Consider the following 17,588-nt stretch of genomic DNA (forward strand, 5'->3'; position numbering starts at 1 on the left):
AGGACACGGCATGGCTGAGGAGAGGCTGCAACCGGAGCTGGAGCGTCGGCTCCGGCTACTGGAGGACCCGCGCAACCAGGGAGAGGATTTCGACGGCATGGCCTGGGCCGCGCTGATCGGGCTCGGCGTTCTGCTGCCGATCCTCGCCCTTCTGATCGGGAGGATGGCATGAGCGTACAGGACGAAATCCTCATCGAGGCCGACAAGAGCGCCTGGCCGCTGCTGCCGCAGGAGCGGGTCTGGGGCCCCTGGCAGCTCGGCATTTCTCTCGCCACGGCCGCCGCCGCGACCTGGTGCTACATCATCGGCGAATATGTCGGCTATTATCTCAGCTTCAAGGAAGGTTTCTTCGCCCTCCTCGCCGGCAGCATGATCGGCATGCTCATCGTGGCGCTGGCGGCCGTGCCGGTCGCCATCCGCTTCGGCGTCGATTCCATCGCCTCGTCCAAGCCGCAATTCGGCTCGCGCGGCTGGATCATCCCCGCCGCCATGCAGTTCGTCTCCATCGTCGGCTGGAACTCGCTGCTCCTCATCTTCTTCGCCAAGTCGACACGGCAATTGCTGCTGGCGCTCGGCTGGATCGGCGAGGACAGCCATAACTTCCTCGTGCAGGCGACGGTGCTGCTGGCCGCCGGGCTGGTGTTCCTCTTCCTGCTCAAGGGCTCCTCCGGCGTCGACCGGATCGCGAAGATCCTCGTCGCTCATGTCTTCGTCGGCTTCTGGATGCTCTACATCCTCGTCACACAGCGCTGGGAGGACCTGTCGGCGGCCGTGCCCGCCTATGCCGCGACCGACGCGCACTGGAACTACACGACGGGCGTCGAGATCGGCATCATTTCGCTGCTTTCCTGGTGGCCCTATATCGGCGCCATGGTGCGCATGGCCCCGAACGGAAGGCGGGCGGCCGCCCCCATCATGGTGGGCATGGGCCTTCCCGTGCCGCTGCTCTCGGCCATCGGCATCGCCGGCATCCTCGTGCTCCAGGTCTCCGACCCGGCCGAATGGATGCGCACGGTGGGCGGGCCGACCTATGGCGTGATCGCGCTGCTCTTCGTCGCCGCGGCCAATCTCGGCACGGCGGTCGCGGGGGTCTATTCCTCGTCGATCGGGCTCCGGCATTTCCCGGCGCTCCAGAAGCTGAGCTGGCCGATGCTGCTCCTGATCTCCATCGCCCCGGTGGGCGTGGTGGGACTGCTGATCCCGGACCTGTTCTTCGCCAATTTCGGCACCTTCATCGCCTTCATCGGCCTCGGCTTCGCCCCGCTCTGCGGCATCCAGATCGTCGACTACTACCTCCTGCGCAAGCGGCGGATCGACGTGCGCGGCCTCTTCGAGGACAGGCCGGACAGCGCCTATCGCTTCTGGAGCGGCTTCAACCCGGCCTCGCTGATCGCCATGGCCGCGGGCTTCTGCACCTATCTCTACCTCTTGAACCCGATCACCTATGAAAGCCGCTGGCCCTACGACTACCTGACGGCCGCCCTGCCGACGGCGGTGGTCGGCGGCGTGGTCTATGCGCTCATCACGCTTCTCGTGGTGAAGCCGGCCGGCAAGGGCCGTTACTGAGACCCGGGCCGGCGCTCGCGCGAGGCGGGCGCCGGCCGCATCCACAACGCCTTGATTTCCGGCGGAAAACCTATAACTCGGAGGAAAACACCCTGCCGACCGGGAGATTCCGTTCGTGAGCCGCAAACCCAAGACCTCGACCCCGAAGGCGCCGGCCATCGCCGCCGCCCCCCTGCAGGACATGCAGGGCGACCTGAAGATCGGCCAGCGGCTGAAGATGGTGCGCGAAGCCTTCGGCGTCTCTCAGCGGGAGCTTGCCAAGCGCGCCGGCGTGACGAATGCCAGCATCTCGCTGATCGAGCAGGATGCGCATGCGCCCTCGGTCGTCTCGCTGCACAAGATCCTGCGGGCCCTGCCGATGAGCCTTGCCGATTTCTTCGCCATTCCGCCGGCCGAGGAGGACGTGCTGATCGCCGCGCCGGAAGACCTCACCGTCATCACGCGCGGCGAGGCCGACATGCGCTGCCTTGCCTCGCAACGCCGCGACAAGCGCCTTCAGATGTTCCTGGAGCACTACGCCCCCAACGCGGGAACGGGCGAGGACCTCATCGTGCACGACGGCGAAACCGCCGCGCTGGTGGTGGAAGGCACCATCGAACTGGAGATCGGCGGCAAGGCGCACACGATCGGCGCCGGCGGCGGCTACCAGCTCTTTTCCGGCGTGCCCTACCGCATCCGCAATGCCGGCGACACGCCGGTCGTCGTCGTCTGCGCCGTGACGCCGCCGATGCTCTGAGCGTCAAATAAATAAAACATTTCGTCAAAAATAGTTGACGTTCGTCCCGCCCCGGGCCTACCTTCGATCACAGGGAGGCGGGCGTTCCTGCCTGCACGATGGCCATGGGGAGGAACCAGATGACCGTCCATAGCAATGAATTCGGCATGCAGTTCGACAGAAGGCTCCTGAACGGCGCGCTGATCGGCGGTCGGTGGGAACCGGGCTCCGGCGGCACCTTCGCCGCAAACGATCCCCATACCGGCAAGCGCCTGCACGACATCGGCCGCTGCGCGCCCTCCGATGTCGACCGCGCCGTCGCGGCGGCGAAGGACGCCTTCGCCGACTGGTCGAAGACATCGGTACAGGTGCGCGCGAAGATCCTGCGCAACATGCAGCGCCTCTTCCGCGACCGCGCCGAGGCCATGGCCCAGATGGTCACCAAGGAGGTCGGCAAGCCGATCCTCGCCGCCCGCGAGGAGACCTTCGAATATTCCGGCCCCGCCTGGGGCAAGGCGGCCGAGGAGATCCTGCGCTACCGCGGCATGACCCTGCCTTCCACGCAGGAGAAGACGACGAACAAGCGCCTCGTGCTCGGCCACCGGCCGCTCGGCGTCATCGGCGTCATCACGCCTTTCAATTTCCCGACCGACATCTCCTCCATCGCCCTTGCCCACGCCGTTGCCGCCGGCAACACCGTGGTCTGGAAGCCGACGGAATACGGCCCGGTCTCATGCGCCATGGTCGCCGAGCTCTTCGAAGAAGCGGGCTTCCCGCCAGGCGTCCTCAACATGGTGCAGGGTTTTGGCGATGTCGGCGCGCATCTGGTGCGCCATGCCGACGTCAAGGGCATCTTCTTCACCGGCTCGAACAGGGTCGGCGAGGAGATCGCGCGGGTCAATCCGCTACGCCCCATGCTGCTGGAGCTCGGCGGTGACGGGCCGCAGATCGTGCTGGAGGACGCCGATATCGACCGCGCCGTGGAAGGGGCGATCACCGGCGCCTTCTACTATTCCGGCCAGGTCTGCACCTCGTCGGAACGGCTCTTCGTGCACGAAAAGGTCTATGACGAATTCCTGGCGAAGTTCCGCGCCGCCACGGCCGCCCTGAAGATCGGCGACCCGGCCGACGCCGGCAACGACATGGGGCCGCTCTGCAATCCCGCCGTCCTCGAACGCGCCCGCCAGCATGTGGGGGACCTGCGCGAAGCCGGCGCGACCATCGAGCAGTTCGGCCCGGAACACGGGCTCTACTACCCCGCCACCATTGTCACCGGCCTTACCCGGGCGATGATCCGCGGCAAGGGCGAATCCTTCTCGCCGCTGGCGCTGGTGCTGAAGGTCGCTTCCGACGAGGAGGCCATAGAGATCGCCAACGAATCCGAGCTCGGCCTCGTCGCCTCGCTGTGGACGCAGGATATGTCCAAGGCCTGGCGCGTCGCCGAGGCCCTGCCGCACGGCGCGGTCAACGTGAACGAGACCTCGAACTACTGGGACCAGCTCGCCCCCTTCGGCGGCGCGGGCAAGTCCGGCGTCGGCCGCGAATTGTCGCAATGGTTTCTCGACAGCTTCACCGAAAACAAGCTCATCGTCTTCGACCTCGGCGGCCCCGCCGACGACCGCCGCATCGAGGGCGGCTGGTAGCCGCCCATCCCGCCCCTACTGCTCCGGCGGAAGGGGTCTAAGCGACAGGTGCGCCCGGATGGGCGCACCGACCGCCCTAAGGCAGGGCAGAACGGCTGGCTTCGCGCCCGACTTCGCCGGCGGACTTGAGCTTGGCTTCGATAAAGGTCTTTGCGTGGCGCGCGAGGTCCTCTCCGTCTTCCCAGAGGTTGCGCCAGATGCCGAGGATGCCGCAAAGGGGCTGCCCGACGACTGCGGACGAGAAGGATTCGAAAACGATCGGCCCGTCGTAGCCGATCCGCGCGAGACCGTTGAAGATACGGCCGAAATCCACGGAACCGGCGCCGAGATAGCCGCGGTTCGATTCCCCGATGTGGAAGTAGCCGAGATGGGCGCCCGTATCGACGAGCGCCATCTCCATGTCCGCCTCCTCGATGTTCATGTGGTAAGAGTCGAGATGGACCTTCACATTGGGAAGGCCGACCCGCTTGCAGAACTCGACGCCCTGCCCTGCCGTATTGAGCACGTTGGTCTCGTAGCGGTTGACGACTTCGAGGCCGAGCGTGATGCCGTGACGGCCCGCCTCCTCGCCGATCCGGCGAAGAACCTCGACCGCTCCAGCAATGCCGGCCGCGGTCGGCGGCTCGGGATATTTCTGGAAGGCCGAATAGAGGATGCCGCAGACATGGCTGGAGCCGAGCTCGGCGGCGGCGGCGATGACCTCGCGCAGCCGGACTTCGCCCGCCTTCACGCGAGCCGGATCGCCGCTCGATATGTCGCTTGCGGCATCGAGGCCGAGCGACAGGTTGGCGGAGATGCCGGCCTTGCGCAGCTCGGCCGCGGTGAAGGCGATGTCCAGCGCCTTCGGATCGGGCGCGGATATCTCAATGATGTCGAAGCCGAGTTCGGCGGTCTTGTTGACCGCGAGCACGCATTCCTCGCGGCCCCAGTCGCGCACCCAGACATTGGCGTGCAGGCCAAGCTTGTTCTTCATCCCGTTTCTCCTCAAACCTTCGTCATGCTGCGGCGGCGCCACTGGTCGAAGATTACCACGACCACGATGACGACACCCTGCGCGATGCGCTGCCAGAACGGGCTGACATCGAGCAGGTTGAGGCCGTTGCCGAGCACGCCGATGATGGCCGCGCCGATGATCGAGCCCCAGACGCCGCCCTCGCCGCCGAAGAGATTGGTGCCGCCGATGACGACGGAGGCGATGGAGCGCAGCTCCTCGCCTTCCGCCATCAGCGCGTTGGCGGAGTTGAGGCGGCCAACCAGGATGATGCCGGCGATGGCGGCCAGCAGGCCGGAGATCGCATAGGTCATGATCTTGGTGCGGGAAATGCTGATGCCCGAGGAATGGGCCGCGGCGCGGTTGCCGCCGACGGCATAGATCGCACGGCCCAGCGCCGTGTAGCGCAGCACATACCAGCCGGCGACCGCGCAGAGCAGCGCGATGATCGCGCTGACCGGCAGACCGAGAAGCTGCCCGCCGCCGACCCAGAGCAGGCTGTCGGGAAGCTGCCGGCCGGCATTGAAGGAGGGAACCGGCAGGCCGTCGGTAACCAGCAGCGCCGCGCCGCGGAACGCCGTCATCGTACCGAGCGTAGCGATGAAATCCGGGATCTTGAACTTGGAGATAAGCCAGCCGTTGAGCGCGCCGGCGACGATACCGATGGCAAGGCCGATCAGGATCGCGATCGGCGGCGGCACGAAGCCGAAATCGACGCCGAACAGCACCAGCGGCTGGGTGAGCAGCACGGCCGTGATCGAGGCGGCAAGCGCCGCGATGGCCGCCACCGAAAGATCGATGCCGCCCGTCAGGATGACGAAGGTCTGCCCCACCGCCAGGATGGCGACGAAGGCGGACTGGCGCGCCACGTTGGAGAGGTTGTCGAGGGTCAGGAAGTTCGACGTGGCGAAGGCGAGATAGGCCATCAGCAGGACGAGGGCGATCAGCGGCCCCGCCTGGAAGACGATGCCCTTGATCTTCGCCTTGCGCGCATCGGCCGCGCTGACGGCTGCGTCCGGGTTCTTTTCCGTGCTCATATGCTTCCCACTCCCTTGGGCCCTGCCGTCTCCTGCTCAGGACGGCGGAACTGCCCTGTCACTTGTCTTGCTAGCTCGCGTATCGCAGCAGGTTCTGCTGCGATATCTCCTCGCGCGGCAACTCCGCGGAGAGGCGGCCGCCGCGCATGACGAGCACGCGGTCCGCCATGCCGATGAGTTCGTTGAGTTCCGAGGAGATCATCAGGATCGACGCGCCCTCGGAGACCAGCCGGCTCATGACGGCGAAGACCTCGGCCTTGGCGCCGACGTCGATGCCGCGGGTCGGCTCGTCGAAGATCAGGATCCTCGCGCCGCTCGACATCCAGCGCGCCAGGATGACCTTCTGCTGGTTGCCGCCGCTGAAGAAGAAGAGCTTGTGCGTGGTGGAGGCCGGGCGGATGCGCAGGTCCGAAATGTAGCGCCTGCCCTCCTCCCGCTCGCGGGCAAGGTCGAGCCGCGACAGCAGCGACTTGCCGGAAAGCCAGGACAGGCTGAGGTTCGGCCCGACCGGCTGCATCGGCACGAGGCTCTGGCGGCGGTCGCGCGAGATGAGGCCGAGCCCGGCCGCGATGGCATCGGACGAATGCCGGAAATCGGCGCGCTTGCCCTCGACCGCGATCGAACCGGCCTTGACCGGCTGAAGACCGAAAAGCGCGCTGGCGATTTCCGCCTGTCCCGCGCCCATCAGGCCGTAAATACCGAGGATCTCGCCGCGGCGCAGCGTGAAGGAAAGGTCCTTCAGCGTGCGGCCGGAGGCGAGGTTCTCCACCGCCAGCATCGGCGCGCCCAGTTCCACCGTCTCCTTGGGGAACTGCTCTTCAAGCCTGCGGCCGACCATCAGGCCGATGACCGTCTCCTCGTCCGCCTTCTCGGCCGGCAGCGTCTCGACGACCACGCCGTCGCGCAGCACCGTGACGCGGTCGGCGATCATCGGGATTTCCGAGAGATGATGCGAGATGTAGATGATGCCATGCCCGCGCTGCTTGAGGCGGCGGATGACGTCGAAGAGGCGGCTGCGCTCGCTGTCCGAGAGCGCCGAGGTGGGCTCGTCGAGGAGGAGGATGCGCGGGCCGCGCTCCAGGACGCGGGTGATTTCGATGAGTTGCTGCTCGGCGACCTCGAGCGTGCGCACCTCGGCCGTCGGGTCGATGGAGACGCCGAGCGCCTCCAGCGCATGGCGCGCGGCCTCATGGGCCCTGGCCCAGTCGATCTTGCCGAAGGCGCCACGCGGCATGCGGCCGAGGAAGATGTTCTCCGTCACGCTCAGCGCCGGCACGAGGCTCAGCTCCTGATGGACGAGGCCGATGCCGAGTTCCGTGGCGAGCGTCGGCGTCAGCGCGGAAACCTGGCGACCGCCGACCACGATCTCGCCGCCGGTCGGCGCATGCTCGCCGGCAAGGATCTTCATCAGCGTGGACTTGCCCGCGCCGTTCTCGCCGAGAAGCACCTGCACCTCGCCGGCGCGCACGTCGAGCGAGATGGATTTCAGGGCGATGACGCCGGGAAAGCGTTTCTCGATATTCTCGAGCTTCAAGAGGATTTCGTGCTGATCCATGCCCTACAACTACCGTTCCGCACGGGCGCGCAGGCGCCCCTTCGTTCTTCGCCCGTCCGCGCGCGGACAAGCAAGACGCGGGGCGCGCCTTCGAAAAGACGACACCCCGCGGTCCTGGGAGAAACTCAGTTGGCCTTCTTGCAGTTCGCCCGGATGGTCTTCCAGTCGATCGCTTCCAGCTTCGGTTCCGGATAGAAGTTGCGGGCATTCGCCTCGTAGACGGTGCGCGGGCGGATATCGAAGGTCTTCGGCACTTCGAGGCCGCAGGCGAGCTCCACCGCGAACTTGGTGCCGAACCAGCCCCAGTCGGCAAAGCCGTGGGTGGTTTCGGCGATCATCTTGCCCTCGGCGATGCGGTCGACCGATTCCGGCGTCACGTCGTTGGTGAAGATCGCGACCTTCTTGTCGCCGATATTGGCGCCGTCCTTGGTGGTTTCGAGACGGCCCTGCGAACCGGCGACGAGCATCGCGCCGAGGCCCATTTCGTTGGATGCCGCCCAGATGAAGTCGAGGTTGTCGGGATTGGCCTGCAGGATGTCCTCGGCGCAGCGCGTGCCCTTCTCGCGGTTCCAGTCACCGGCGCAGGTGCCGCCGACGATCTCGATGCCCGGGAACTGCTTGAGCACTTCGCGGAAGCCGTTGAGGCGGGCCGTCGAGAAGAAGCCGCCGGCAACGCCCTCGATGATGGCGCCGCGCGCCTTGATCTTGGCCTTGTCCTCTTCGGAGAGCTTGGCGGCGAGATCCTGCCAGAACTTCAGGTCGAGATAGGTGTCGGGCTGGACATCGACCTTGTCGCCGGAGCCGAGCACGCCCGGACCGCCGAAATAGTCGGCGACCGCATAGGCGGAGACTTCCGCGCCCTGCGTGTTGTCGAAGCCGATATAGGACGAGACGTTCACGCCGTCGATCGGCTCGAGCAGGTTGACGATGACGACCGGAATGCCGGCCTCCGTGGCGCGGATGAGCGCCGGCTTGACGGTGGCGACCTCGGCCGGCGAGACGGCGATCAGGTCGACCTTGCGCTGGATCATGTCCTCGATGATGCTGACCTGCTCGGCGAAGGCCGTCGGGCTGGTCGGCGACTTGGTCAGGACCTTGACGTTGAAGCCGTTCTTGTTGGCGTCGGCGGCGGCCAGCTCGAAGAAGTTCGTGGCCGTCTTGAAGACGCCCGTGATGTCCGGCGGCACCCAGCCGATGGTGATGTCGATATTATCGCCGTCCTGCGCGGCAGCCGGCGCGGCAACCATGGCCGGCCAGAGCGCGACCGTGGCGGCAGCGGCAAACAACGATGCTTTCACGAGCTTTTTGAACATAGCTCCCCTCCCTATCGAAAAACGCCTCCAATGCGCGCAGCGGCTGGCCGGTCGGCGCTCCCACACCTCACGCAGCAGGGATGCTAGACAAAGCATTTCAGTAATTCAACTACATTTTTACGATTGGCGGCAGATTATTTTTTGAAACGATTCTGCCAAATTTCAGGAAAAACAGAATGAATCGACTGAGCGCTCGCGCCAACTTCGCAAAGCAAAGCACGCCGCAATGTAGTTAAGCTACAAAATGCCCGCTGAGCGGGAATGCTTCGCGGCGATCAATCCAGCCTTGAGAAGATGGTCGCAAAACAGCACCGGATCGCGCGGCGCGGCAACCTTGTCGGCACGTGCGATCCAAACTTATCATGTTGTACGCATAACATGTCAGGCGTATAATTCAAGCACCTAAATGACACCCGAATGGCGGCGGCGGGAGAAAGTTCACTTTCCGCCCCGCCGCGAATACCGCCCGCCCGGAAAGCCGAGGCGGGCGGCATGGCGTTTCTACCAGCAGGTATAGCCGGCATCGGCCGAGACGATGGAGCCGGTCATCAGGCTCGAGGCATCCGAGGCGAGGAAGAGCACGATGGAGGCGATTTCGGCGGGCTGGCCGAGCCGGTGCATCGGAGTCATGTCCAGCCACTCCTCGTACATCGGCTTGTCCTCCTTCGCGAAGGTGAGCAGCGGCGTGTCGATATAGGTCGGCGCGACGGAATTGACCCTGACGCCGCGCGTCGCCCATTCGGCGGCGAGCGAGCGGGTCAGGTGGTGCACGCCGGCCTTGGCGGCATTGTAGTGCACCTGCTGCTGCGGCCGGTTGACGATGCTGCCCGACATGGAGCCGATGGTGACGATCGAGCCGCCGCCCTTGGCGAGCATGTGCTTGCCGAAGGCGCGGCAGGAGCGGAAGGCGCCGCTGAGATTGATGCCGATCATCCGCTCCCAGTCGGCGTCCGACAGGTCTTCCGCCGGAACGCCCGCATGGGCGATGCCGGCATTGGCGACGAGGATGTCCGCCGTCCTGCCGCTCGCCGCCAGCCGGTCGGCCACCGCGTTGATCGAGGCGCTGTCGCCGATGTCGATCACGTCGGCCTCGGCCGTGTAGCCCTTCGCCGCCAGTGCCGCGCGCCCGGCCTCCGCCCGCTCCATGCTGATATCGGTCAGGACGACCGCCGCGCCCGCCTCGCACAGCGCCTCGGCTGAGGCAAGCCCGATACCCTGCCCCGCCCCGGTGACCACGGCCACGCGGCCGGCGAGGCCGAATTTCTCAAGATACATGCTGGTCCTTTCTGGCCGGACGTTGCCGCCGGTCCGTCACTCGCCTCAGCCGTGCTGGATATAGACGGCCTGGGTCTCCATATATTCGTAGAAGCCGTGCTTGCCGTCCGCCCCGCCGATGCCGGATTTCTTGCGGCCGGCATGGAAGCCCTGATAGGCCTCGCCGTTCTCCCGGTTGATATAGGTCTCGCCGAATTGCAGCCGCCGTGTGACGCGCATCGCCTTGTTGAGGTCCTGCGTGTAGAGCGAGGATGTCAGGCCGTATTCGGTGTCGTTGGCATGGTGCACCGCCTCGTCGGCATCCTCGACGACGGCGATGGGCGCGACGGGGCCGAAGATCTCCTTGCGCATGATCTCCATGTCCGGCGTGCAGCCGGTCAGCACGGTCGGCTCGTAGTGGTGGCCGCGATTGCGCTCCGCCCGCTGGCCGCCGAGCGCGACCGACGCCCCCGCCGCCTTCGCCCGCTCGACCATGGCCTCGACCTTGCCGAGCTGCACCGCGTTGACGAGCGGCCCCATGTCGACATTTCGCTCGGCAATGGGATCGCCATAGGAGACAGCCGCCATGCGCTTGACGAAGCGTTCCGTGAATTCGTTCGCCACCTGGCGCTCGACGAAGATGCGCTCGGCGCAATTGCAGACCTGCCCGGTATTGACGATGCGCGAGGCGGTGATCGCCTCCACCGCGAGATCAAGGTCGGCATCCTTCAGCACGATGGCCGGCGCCTTGCCGCCGAGCTCCAGGTTGACGCGCGTCAGGTTCTTCGCCGCCGCCTCCATGATGGCGACGCCAGTCGGCACGCTGCCGGTGAAGCTGACGAGATCGATGCCGGTGTGCCCGGAAAGCGCGGCGCCCGTGGTGCGGCCGCGGCCCGATACCATGTTGAACACGCCCTTCGGCAGGCCGACCTCGTCCGCGATCTCGGCGAAGAGGAAGGCGTTGAGCGGCGTCTCCTCGCTCGGCTTGACGACGATGGTGTTGCCGGCGACGAGCGCCGGGGCGAGCTTGCGGCCGATCAGATAGAAGGGGAAGTTCCACGGCAGGATGCCGGCGACGACGCCGATCGGCACGCGGTTGAGATAGATGGTCTCGCCCTTGCGGTCACTGGCAATGATCTCGCCCTCGATGCGCCGCGCCCATTCGGCCATGTAGTCCATCAGCCCGGCCATGCCGAGCACCTCGCCCTTTGCGAGCGACAGGATCTTGCCCTGCTCGCGCGAGATGGTCTCGGCAAGAAGATCGGCCTTGCCACGGATCTTCTCGGCAATCGCCCTGACATAGCCGGCCCGCTCGATGGGCGGCAGCTCGGCCCAGGCGGGCTGCGCCTTGCGCGCGGCATCGACTGCGGCATCGACGACCGCACCCGAGGCGTCGGGGATCTCGGCGATCTGCTCCTCGGTCGCCGGATTGTAGACGGCGATGCGGTCGGAGGACGTGTCCTCGACAAAGCGGCCGTCGATATAATGCGTGTTGCTGGACATGGTGTTCCTCCCGTCTTGTCTTCTCGTTCAGGGGTCCGGCGCGATCCGGGCGACGATCTTGCCCGTCACCTCGCGACGCTTCAGCCGCCGCAGCGCATCCGGAATGCCGCCGAGCGTCACGATCTCCTCGACCATCGGATCGAGCCTGCCGGCCGCAAGCCGGGCCATCAGGTCGTCGCCCATGCGGGCGAAATCCCGCTGGGTCGGCACGTGCCCGGCGAAATACGCCCCGCCGAGGCCGACTTCATGGACCGAGGCGGCATAGGTATAGGACGGCACGTCGGTCATCACCGGCAGCGGATCGACCGAGACGAGATGGCCGTTGTAATGCATGAAGGCGAGCGACTTGCGCGCATCGCCCGGATTGACCACCTCCAGCATGACATCGACGCCATAGCCGCCCTCCGTCTCGTCCCGCACCTTCTGCACGAGATTCGGGTCGCGATAGTCGAGGACCACGTCGGCGCCGAAGGCGCGCACGGCATCGAAATGCTCCGGCCGTGTCAGCGCGATGACCTTCGCCCCGGCCTGATGGGCAAGCTGGGTGGCAAAGCCGCCGACGCCGCCATTCGCACCCTGCACGAGAATGGTCTGGCCGGCCTCCAGCCGGGCCTTGCGGAACAGGGCCTGATAGGCGGTGTAGCCCGCGCAGGGCACGGCCGCGGCATCGGTGAAGCGCACACCGGCCGGCAGGCGCGAGGTGGCGTGGGCCGGCGCGAGGCAATAGTCGGCAAAGACGCCGGGCTTCCAGAGATTGTTGTGCACCACCACCGGCTCGCCGACGGCCCAGCCCTCCACATCCGGCCCGACCGCATCGACAATGCCCGCGGCATCGAGCCCGAGCACATGCGGATAGGTCCATTCCGGCTTGTGATCGATCGCCAGCTTCCAGTCGACCGGATTGACGGAAACCGCGATGACCCTGAGGCGCAGCTGGCCGGGGCCGGGCTCGGGCACCGGCAGGTCGGCCGGCGCCACGTCGTCGAGCCGCGCACCGGGTCCCGGAAGAACGATGGCCTTCATGTCATGCCTCCTGAAATGCGTTGGCCGCCGGCCGCCCCGTAGCCGGGGCGATGCCAGCGGACGGACGGCGCGTGCCGCCGGTGATGAATTCCACCGCCTTGTCGGCGACGACCAGCACGGCGGCATTGGTGTTGCCGGAGATGATAGTGGGGATGGCGGAGGCGTCGATGACGCGCAGGCCCGCAACGCCGCGCACCCGCATGTCCGCCCCGAGCACGCCGCCGGCATCGCCCTCCCGGGCCATGCGGCAGGTGCCGACGGGGTGATAGACGGTCTTGACGAAGCGCTTCGCATGCTCGGCGAGGTCCGCGTCCGACGCCTTGTCCGGGCCGGGGAAGATCTCGCGGGCGATCATCGAGCGCAGCGGCTCCTGCCGGAGGATTTCGCGGGCGCGGCGTATGCCGCCAATGGAAAGGCGCAGGTCCTCGGGATCGGCGAGATAGTTCGGATCGACCAGCGGCTGGTCCTTCGGATCGGCGGAGGCAAGCTGCACGGAGCCTCGCGAACGGGGCCTGGCGACGCAGGAATTCAGCGTCAGGCCGTAGCTCGCCTGTTGGTCGGTGTGGTCCTTGTCGAGATAGACCGTCGGCACGCAGAACTGCTGGATCTTCGGATCGTTCGACAGATCGTCGGGATCGAAGAAGGCGCCCGCCTCGACGCCGTTGGACGTCACCGGGCCGGTGCGGTTGAGCAGGTATTCGAGGCCGTTGCGCATCTGCTTCCAGCCCCGGTCATGGCCATAATAGCCGTAGGGGCCGTTGCACAGGGCGACGACCGGCGTTTCCGTGTGGTCCTGGAGATTGGCCCCGACGCCGGCAAGATCGACGCGGACCGGAATGCCATGCGCCTTCAGGTGATCCGCCGGGCCGATGCCGGAGAGCATCAAAAGCTTCGGCGTGGCGATGGCGCCGGCGGCAAGCAGCACCTCGCCGTCGCAGTGGGCTTCCATCACGGCGCGGCCATCGCCCTCAGAATACCGGACGCCGACCGCACGGCCGTTCTCGATGATAATCGAGTGGACGAGGCAGGAGGTCCTGACGTCGAGCCGGCCGGTCTTCATGGCGGGGCGCAGGAAGGCGTCCACCGCCGAGCAGCGCCGGCCGTTGCGGGTCGTCACCTGATAGGCCCCGACGCCGCGCTGGCTCCGGCCATTGAAATCGCCGTTATGCGGCAGGCCGATGCCCTGCGCGGCCAGCACGAAGGCGCGCGACAATTCGCACATGTGCTCGAGGTCTGACACCTGCCACGGGCCGCCGACGCCATGATAGTCGTCGTTCAGCCGCGCGTTGTCCTCCATGCCCATGAAATAGGGCAGCAGCGCATCGTAGGACCATTGATCGTCGCCGATCTCCCCGGCCCAACCGTCATAATCGGCCGGCTGGCCGCGCATATAGACCATGGCGTTGACGGAGGAGCCGCCGCCGAGCACGCGGCCCTGCGGCACGATGGGCGTGCGCCCGCCGAGCCGCACCTGCGCGACGGACTTGTAGAACCACATGTATTTCTCGACGCCGAGCAGCTTGACGAAGCCGGCCGGCATGCGGATCAGCGGGTTGCGGTCGTCCGGCCCCGCCTCCAGCACCAGCACGCGCGCGCCGTGCTCGCCGGCAAGCTTGCCGGCGGCAAGGCAGCCGGCCGTGCCGCCGCCGACGACGATGTGGTCGTAGCTCATGCGACGATGCTCTCCACCTTGCCGGCCTGCGAGCGCGGGAAGAGGAGAAGGTGCTCCGGGTCGATGGAGACCGGCACCGCCTCGCCGCGCTTCGGCGTGACCGAGGGATGGGCGACGAGCGTGAAGCGCGTGTCGCCGACATCGACGAAGATCAGGTTCTGGTCCTGCAATTCCTCCGTGATGAAGACCTTGCCGTCGACGCGCAGCGGGCTGTCGCCGCCGATGGAGAGGAAATGCGGGCGGATGGCGGCAAGGCCGCCGTCACCGATGCCCTGCGCGGCGGCGTGCAGGCGCTCCGGCAAGGCGAGCTTGCGCCCCTCGAATTCGATCTGCCAGCCGCCGTCACCGGCCACGACCCTGCAATCGAAGAAATTGATCGGCGGCTCGCCGACGAAGCCGGCGACGAAGGCGTTCCTCGGGCGGGCATAGACCTCGTCCGGCACCGCCATCTGCTGGATCTCGCCGTCGCTCATCACCATGACCCGGTCGGCCAGCGCCAGCGCCTCCTCCTGGTCGTGGGTGACGTAGATCATCGTGTAGTTGAACTTCTGGTGCAGGCTCTTGATGAAGCGGCGCATGCGGTAGCGCTGGCGCGTGTCGAGATGCGAGATCGGCTCGTCGAGCAGGAAGACCGCCGGATTGCGCACCAGCGCCCGCGCAAGGCCGACACGTTGCGCCTGGCCGGAGGAAAGACCCTTCGGCTTGAGATCGAGGAGCGCCGTCAGCTCCATCTTCTCCGCGATGTCGCGCACCTGCCGGTCGATCTCCTTGTTGTCGACATTGGCCGAGCGCAGCGGGAAGGCGATGTTCTCGTAGATCGAGATCGTCGGATAGAGCGCGTAGGATTCGAAGGACATCGCGACGTTGCGGTCGCGGGCGCGCACGTCGTTGACGCGCTTGCCGTCGAAATAGATCGAACCCTCGGTGACCGTCTCCAGCCCGGCGATCATGCGCATCGTCGAGGACTTGCCGCAGCCCGAGGGGCCGAGGATGGCGACGAACTCGCCGTCGGCGATCTCGAAGTCGATGCCGTGCACGGCCTGGAAGGCGCCGTAGCGCTTGACGAGTCGTTCAGCTTTGATGGAGGCCATGGGTCAAACTCCTGCCGAGGGCGTCGCATGCGTGACCGCCCGGGCATTCTGGAACAGGTGGACGGCGTCGCGCGGGAAGGCGATTGCGACCGTCTCGCCGACGCCGAGCGCGGTGCCGGCGGGAACGGAGACGGAGACCTGGTCGCCGCCGATGCCGACAAGGGCGATCTTCATGTAGCCGAGGTTCTCGATGACATCGACGCGGCCGCGAAGCGCGTTGGAATCCCCCTCGCCCGCAATCCGCACCTCGTTGGAGCGGAAGCCGACCTGGATCCTGCCGGCCTCGTTGGTGAGGCCCTGCACGGCGTCGGCGGCAAGCGAGGCGACGGGCATGCCGTCCGCCGTCACGAAATCCACCCTGCCGTCATGCGGGCGCGGCTCGACGGAGATGAAGCTCATCGGCGGATCGCCGACGAAGGAGGCGACGAAGGCGTTCGCCGGGCGATGATAGAGATCGGCCGGCTTGCCGACCTGCTCCAGCCTGCCGGCATTGAGCACGGCGACCCGGTCGCCGAGCGCCAGCGCCTCGCGCGAGGAGGTAGTGGTGAAGACGACGGTGGCCGACAGGTCCTCGGCGAGCGCCTTCAGCTCGGCGCGGATCTTGTGGCGCAGCTTGGCGTCGAGATGGCCGACCGGCTCGTCGAGCAGGTAGATATCGGCCGGGCGGATGATGGCGCGGCCGAGCGCCACGCGCTGGCGCTGGCCGCCCGAAAGGAAGCCGGGGCGCCGCTCCAAGAGGTGGCCGATGCCGAGGATGCCGGAGATGCGCTTGACGCGCTCCTCGACCTCGGCGCGGCCGAGGCCGCGCGCCTTGAGGGGAAACGCAAGGTTCTCGCCGACGGAAAGGTGCGAATAGAGCGCGTAGTTCTCAAAGGCCATGGCGGCGTCACGCTTTTCCGGCGGCACCTTGAGGATCGACACGCCATTGCGCAGCACGTCGCCGCTGGTCGGCTTGGCAATGCCGGCGAGGATGTTGAGCAGCGTGCTCTTGCCGGCGCCGGCCGGGCCGTAGATGACGAGGAATTCCCGGTCGCGCACGGCAAGGTCGATCTTGCGCAGGGCGACCTTGGCGAGGCCGTAGCGCTTGTGGACGGATTTCAGTTCGTACATCAGACATCCTCCTGCATGAGGGCGGCGACCTCGGCTTCGGCCGCAAGGCGCTCAGCGATGAAGCGGCCGCGGGCGCGGACCACGAAGGCCGCCGACACCGCGAGCGCGACGATGTTCATGAGGATCACCGACATCGACTGGCTGGCGAAGTAGGGCTCGATCAGCCCGAGCCAGACGAAGACGACGCCGACATAGATGAGGATGACGCGGAAGCCGGTATCCCAGCCTTGACTGAAGCTCATAATCCTATCCTCTCACGGCGCCGAAGGTGAGGCCGCGCACCATGTAGCGCTGCATGGCCAGAACGAAGATCAGCATGGGCAGGACGCTGATGGTGGCGGCGGCCGCGACAGGCCCCCAGAGAATGCCCTGCAGGGTGAAGAAGGACTCCACGCCCACCGTCACGGTGCTCGCCGCCTTGCGGGTCAGGATGTAGGCGAAGAGGAACTCGTTCCAGCTGAAGATCAACGTGAAGACGCCGGTGACCGCGATGCCGGGCGCGGCCAGCGGGCAGACGACCTTGGCGAGCACCTTGAGGCGGGTGAGGCCGTCGAGGCGGGCGGAATGCTCCAGCTCGCGCGGGATGTCCTGGAAGAAGGAGACCAGCAGCCAGATGGCGAAGGGCAGGTTGAACACCGTATAGGAGATAATCAGCGCGCCCGGCTGGTCGAGGCCGATGCCGAGGAAGCTGCCGATACCCGTCTTGCCGACCTCGCGGAAGATCAGGAAGTAGGGCAGGATCACCGCGATTGCCGGGAACATCTTGGTCGACAGGATGAAGAACAGCAGATGCCCGTCGCCGACATTGTAGCGGGCGAAGCTGTAGGCCGCGAGCGAGCCGGTGATGACGACGATGATCGTCGAGGCGACGGAGATGAACAGCGTGTTCTTGATGTAGAACAGGAAGTTCTTGTCGTAGATCGCGTGGACGTAGTTATCCAGCGTCGGGGTGAACAGGAAGCGCGGCGGCGAGACCATGACGGCATCGGCCGGCTTGAACGACGTCAGGATCATCCAGGCGATGGGGAAGACGATGAAGCCGAGCACCAGCACGATCAGGCCGTAGCGCAGGACTTCCTTGGGGAAACTCGATTCACGTTGCAGCATGGTTGCCT

16 protein-coding genes are annotated in these 17,588 nt (G+C 66.4%); 4 read left to right on the forward strand and 12 right to left on the reverse strand.

What is annotated here, in order from left to right:
• Positions 1-10: 10 nt before the first annotated feature.
• The 4 genes from ACZ48C_RS13470 to ACZ48C_RS13485 all read left to right on the forward strand — a co-directional run bounded on the left by ACZ48C_RS13470 (position 11) and on the right by ACZ48C_RS13485 (position 3,924).
• Positions 11-172 (forward strand): hypothetical protein, encoded by a 162-nt coding sequence (locus ACZ48C_RS13470; protein WP_318910032.1) that lies wholly within the window; start codon positions 11-13, stop codon positions 170-172.
• Complete coding sequence (locus ACZ48C_RS13475) at positions 169-1,566, forward strand: purine-cytosine permease family protein (protein ID WP_424546841.1); 1,398 nt, start codon at positions 169-171, stop codon at positions 1,564-1,566. Before ACZ48C_RS13470 ends, ACZ48C_RS13475 begins: the two co-directional genes overlap by 4 nt.
• 115 nt (positions 1,567-1,681) lie before the next feature.
• The gene (locus tag ACZ48C_RS13480; RefSeq protein WP_119256456.1) at positions 1,682-2,302 is read left to right on the forward strand and encodes a cupin domain-containing protein; all 621 of its coding nucleotides are present in this window, start codon (positions 1,682-1,684) and stop codon (positions 2,300-2,302) included.
• A gap of 119 nt (positions 2,303-2,421) precedes the next feature.
• Positions 2,422-3,924 (forward strand): aldehyde dehydrogenase family protein, encoded by a 1,503-nt coding sequence (locus ACZ48C_RS13485; RefSeq protein ID WP_464781406.1) that lies wholly within the window; start codon positions 2,422-2,424, stop codon positions 3,922-3,924.
• 76 nt (positions 3,925-4,000) lie between these two features.
• Here the strand turns inward: ACZ48C_RS13485 and ACZ48C_RS13490 are convergent, their stop codons facing one another.
• The 12 genes from ACZ48C_RS13490 to ACZ48C_RS13545 all read right to left on the reverse strand — a co-directional run bounded on the left by ACZ48C_RS13490 (position 4,001) and on the right by ACZ48C_RS13545 (position 17,580).
• Positions 4,001-4,897, reverse strand: coding sequence for a sugar phosphate isomerase/epimerase family protein (locus ACZ48C_RS13490; protein ID WP_464781407.1), 897 nt, complete (start codon positions 4,895-4,897; stop codon positions 4,001-4,003).
• A gap of 11 nt (positions 4,898-4,908) precedes the next feature.
• Positions 4,909-5,952 (reverse strand): ABC transporter permease, encoded by a 1,044-nt coding sequence (locus ACZ48C_RS13495; RefSeq protein ID WP_464781408.1) that lies wholly within the window; start codon positions 5,950-5,952, stop codon positions 4,909-4,911.
• A gap of 70 nt (positions 5,953-6,022) precedes the next feature.
• Entirely contained in the window at positions 6,023-7,507 is a 1,485-nt protein-coding gene (locus tag ACZ48C_RS13500) for a sugar ABC transporter ATP-binding protein (RefSeq protein ID WP_464781409.1), read from the reverse strand.
• 125 nt (positions 7,508-7,632) lie between these two features.
• Positions 7,633-8,820 carry a sugar ABC transporter substrate-binding protein gene (locus ACZ48C_RS13505; protein ID WP_464781410.1) on the reverse strand — a complete coding sequence of 396 codons (1,188 nt, stop codon included), beginning with the start codon at positions 8,818-8,820 and terminating at the stop codon, positions 7,633-7,635.
• Between the two features lie 501 nt (positions 8,821-9,321).
• Complete coding sequence (locus tag ACZ48C_RS13510) at positions 9,322-10,095, reverse strand: SDR family NAD(P)-dependent oxidoreductase (protein WP_464781411.1); 774 nt, start codon at positions 10,093-10,095, stop codon at positions 9,322-9,324.
• 45 nt (positions 10,096-10,140) lie between these two features.
• On the reverse strand, positions 10,141-11,577 hold the full coding sequence (gene aldA, locus ACZ48C_RS13515; protein ID WP_464781412.1) for an aldehyde dehydrogenase: 1,437 nt from the start codon (positions 11,575-11,577) through the stop codon (positions 10,141-10,143).
• A gap of 27 nt (positions 11,578-11,604) precedes the next feature.
• Positions 11,605-12,600: a zinc-binding dehydrogenase gene (locus tag ACZ48C_RS13520; RefSeq protein ID WP_464781413.1), complete on the reverse strand. Its 996-nt coding sequence runs from the start codon at positions 12,598-12,600 to the stop codon at positions 11,605-11,607.
• Between the two features lies 1 nt (position 12,601).
• On the reverse strand, positions 12,602-14,272 hold the full coding sequence (locus ACZ48C_RS13525; RefSeq protein WP_464781414.1) for a GMC family oxidoreductase: 1,671 nt from the start codon (positions 14,270-14,272) through the stop codon (positions 12,602-12,604).
• On the reverse strand, positions 14,269-15,363 hold the full coding sequence (locus ACZ48C_RS13530) for an ABC transporter ATP-binding protein (RefSeq protein WP_464781415.1): 1,095 nt from the start codon (positions 15,361-15,363) through the stop codon (positions 14,269-14,271). Before ACZ48C_RS13530 ends, ACZ48C_RS13525 begins: the two co-directional genes overlap by 4 nt.
• 3 nt (positions 15,364-15,366) lie before the next feature.
• Positions 15,367-16,473 (reverse strand): ABC transporter ATP-binding protein, encoded by a 1,107-nt coding sequence (locus ACZ48C_RS13535; RefSeq protein WP_119256446.1) that lies wholly within the window; start codon positions 16,471-16,473, stop codon positions 15,367-15,369.
• A complete protein-coding gene (locus ACZ48C_RS13540; RefSeq protein ID WP_318910044.1) occupies positions 16,473-16,715 on the reverse strand; it encodes a hypothetical protein in 243 nt (80 codons plus the stop codon). Before ACZ48C_RS13540 ends, ACZ48C_RS13535 begins: the two co-directional genes overlap by 1 nt.
• Positions 16,716-16,719: 4 nt before the next feature.
• Positions 16,720-17,580, reverse strand: coding sequence for a carbohydrate ABC transporter permease (locus ACZ48C_RS13545; protein ID WP_464781416.1), 861 nt, complete (start codon positions 17,578-17,580; stop codon positions 16,720-16,722).
• Positions 17,581-17,588 lie beyond the last annotated feature (8 nt).

This window comes from Shinella sp. 1A1 (genome assembly GCF_055379515.1).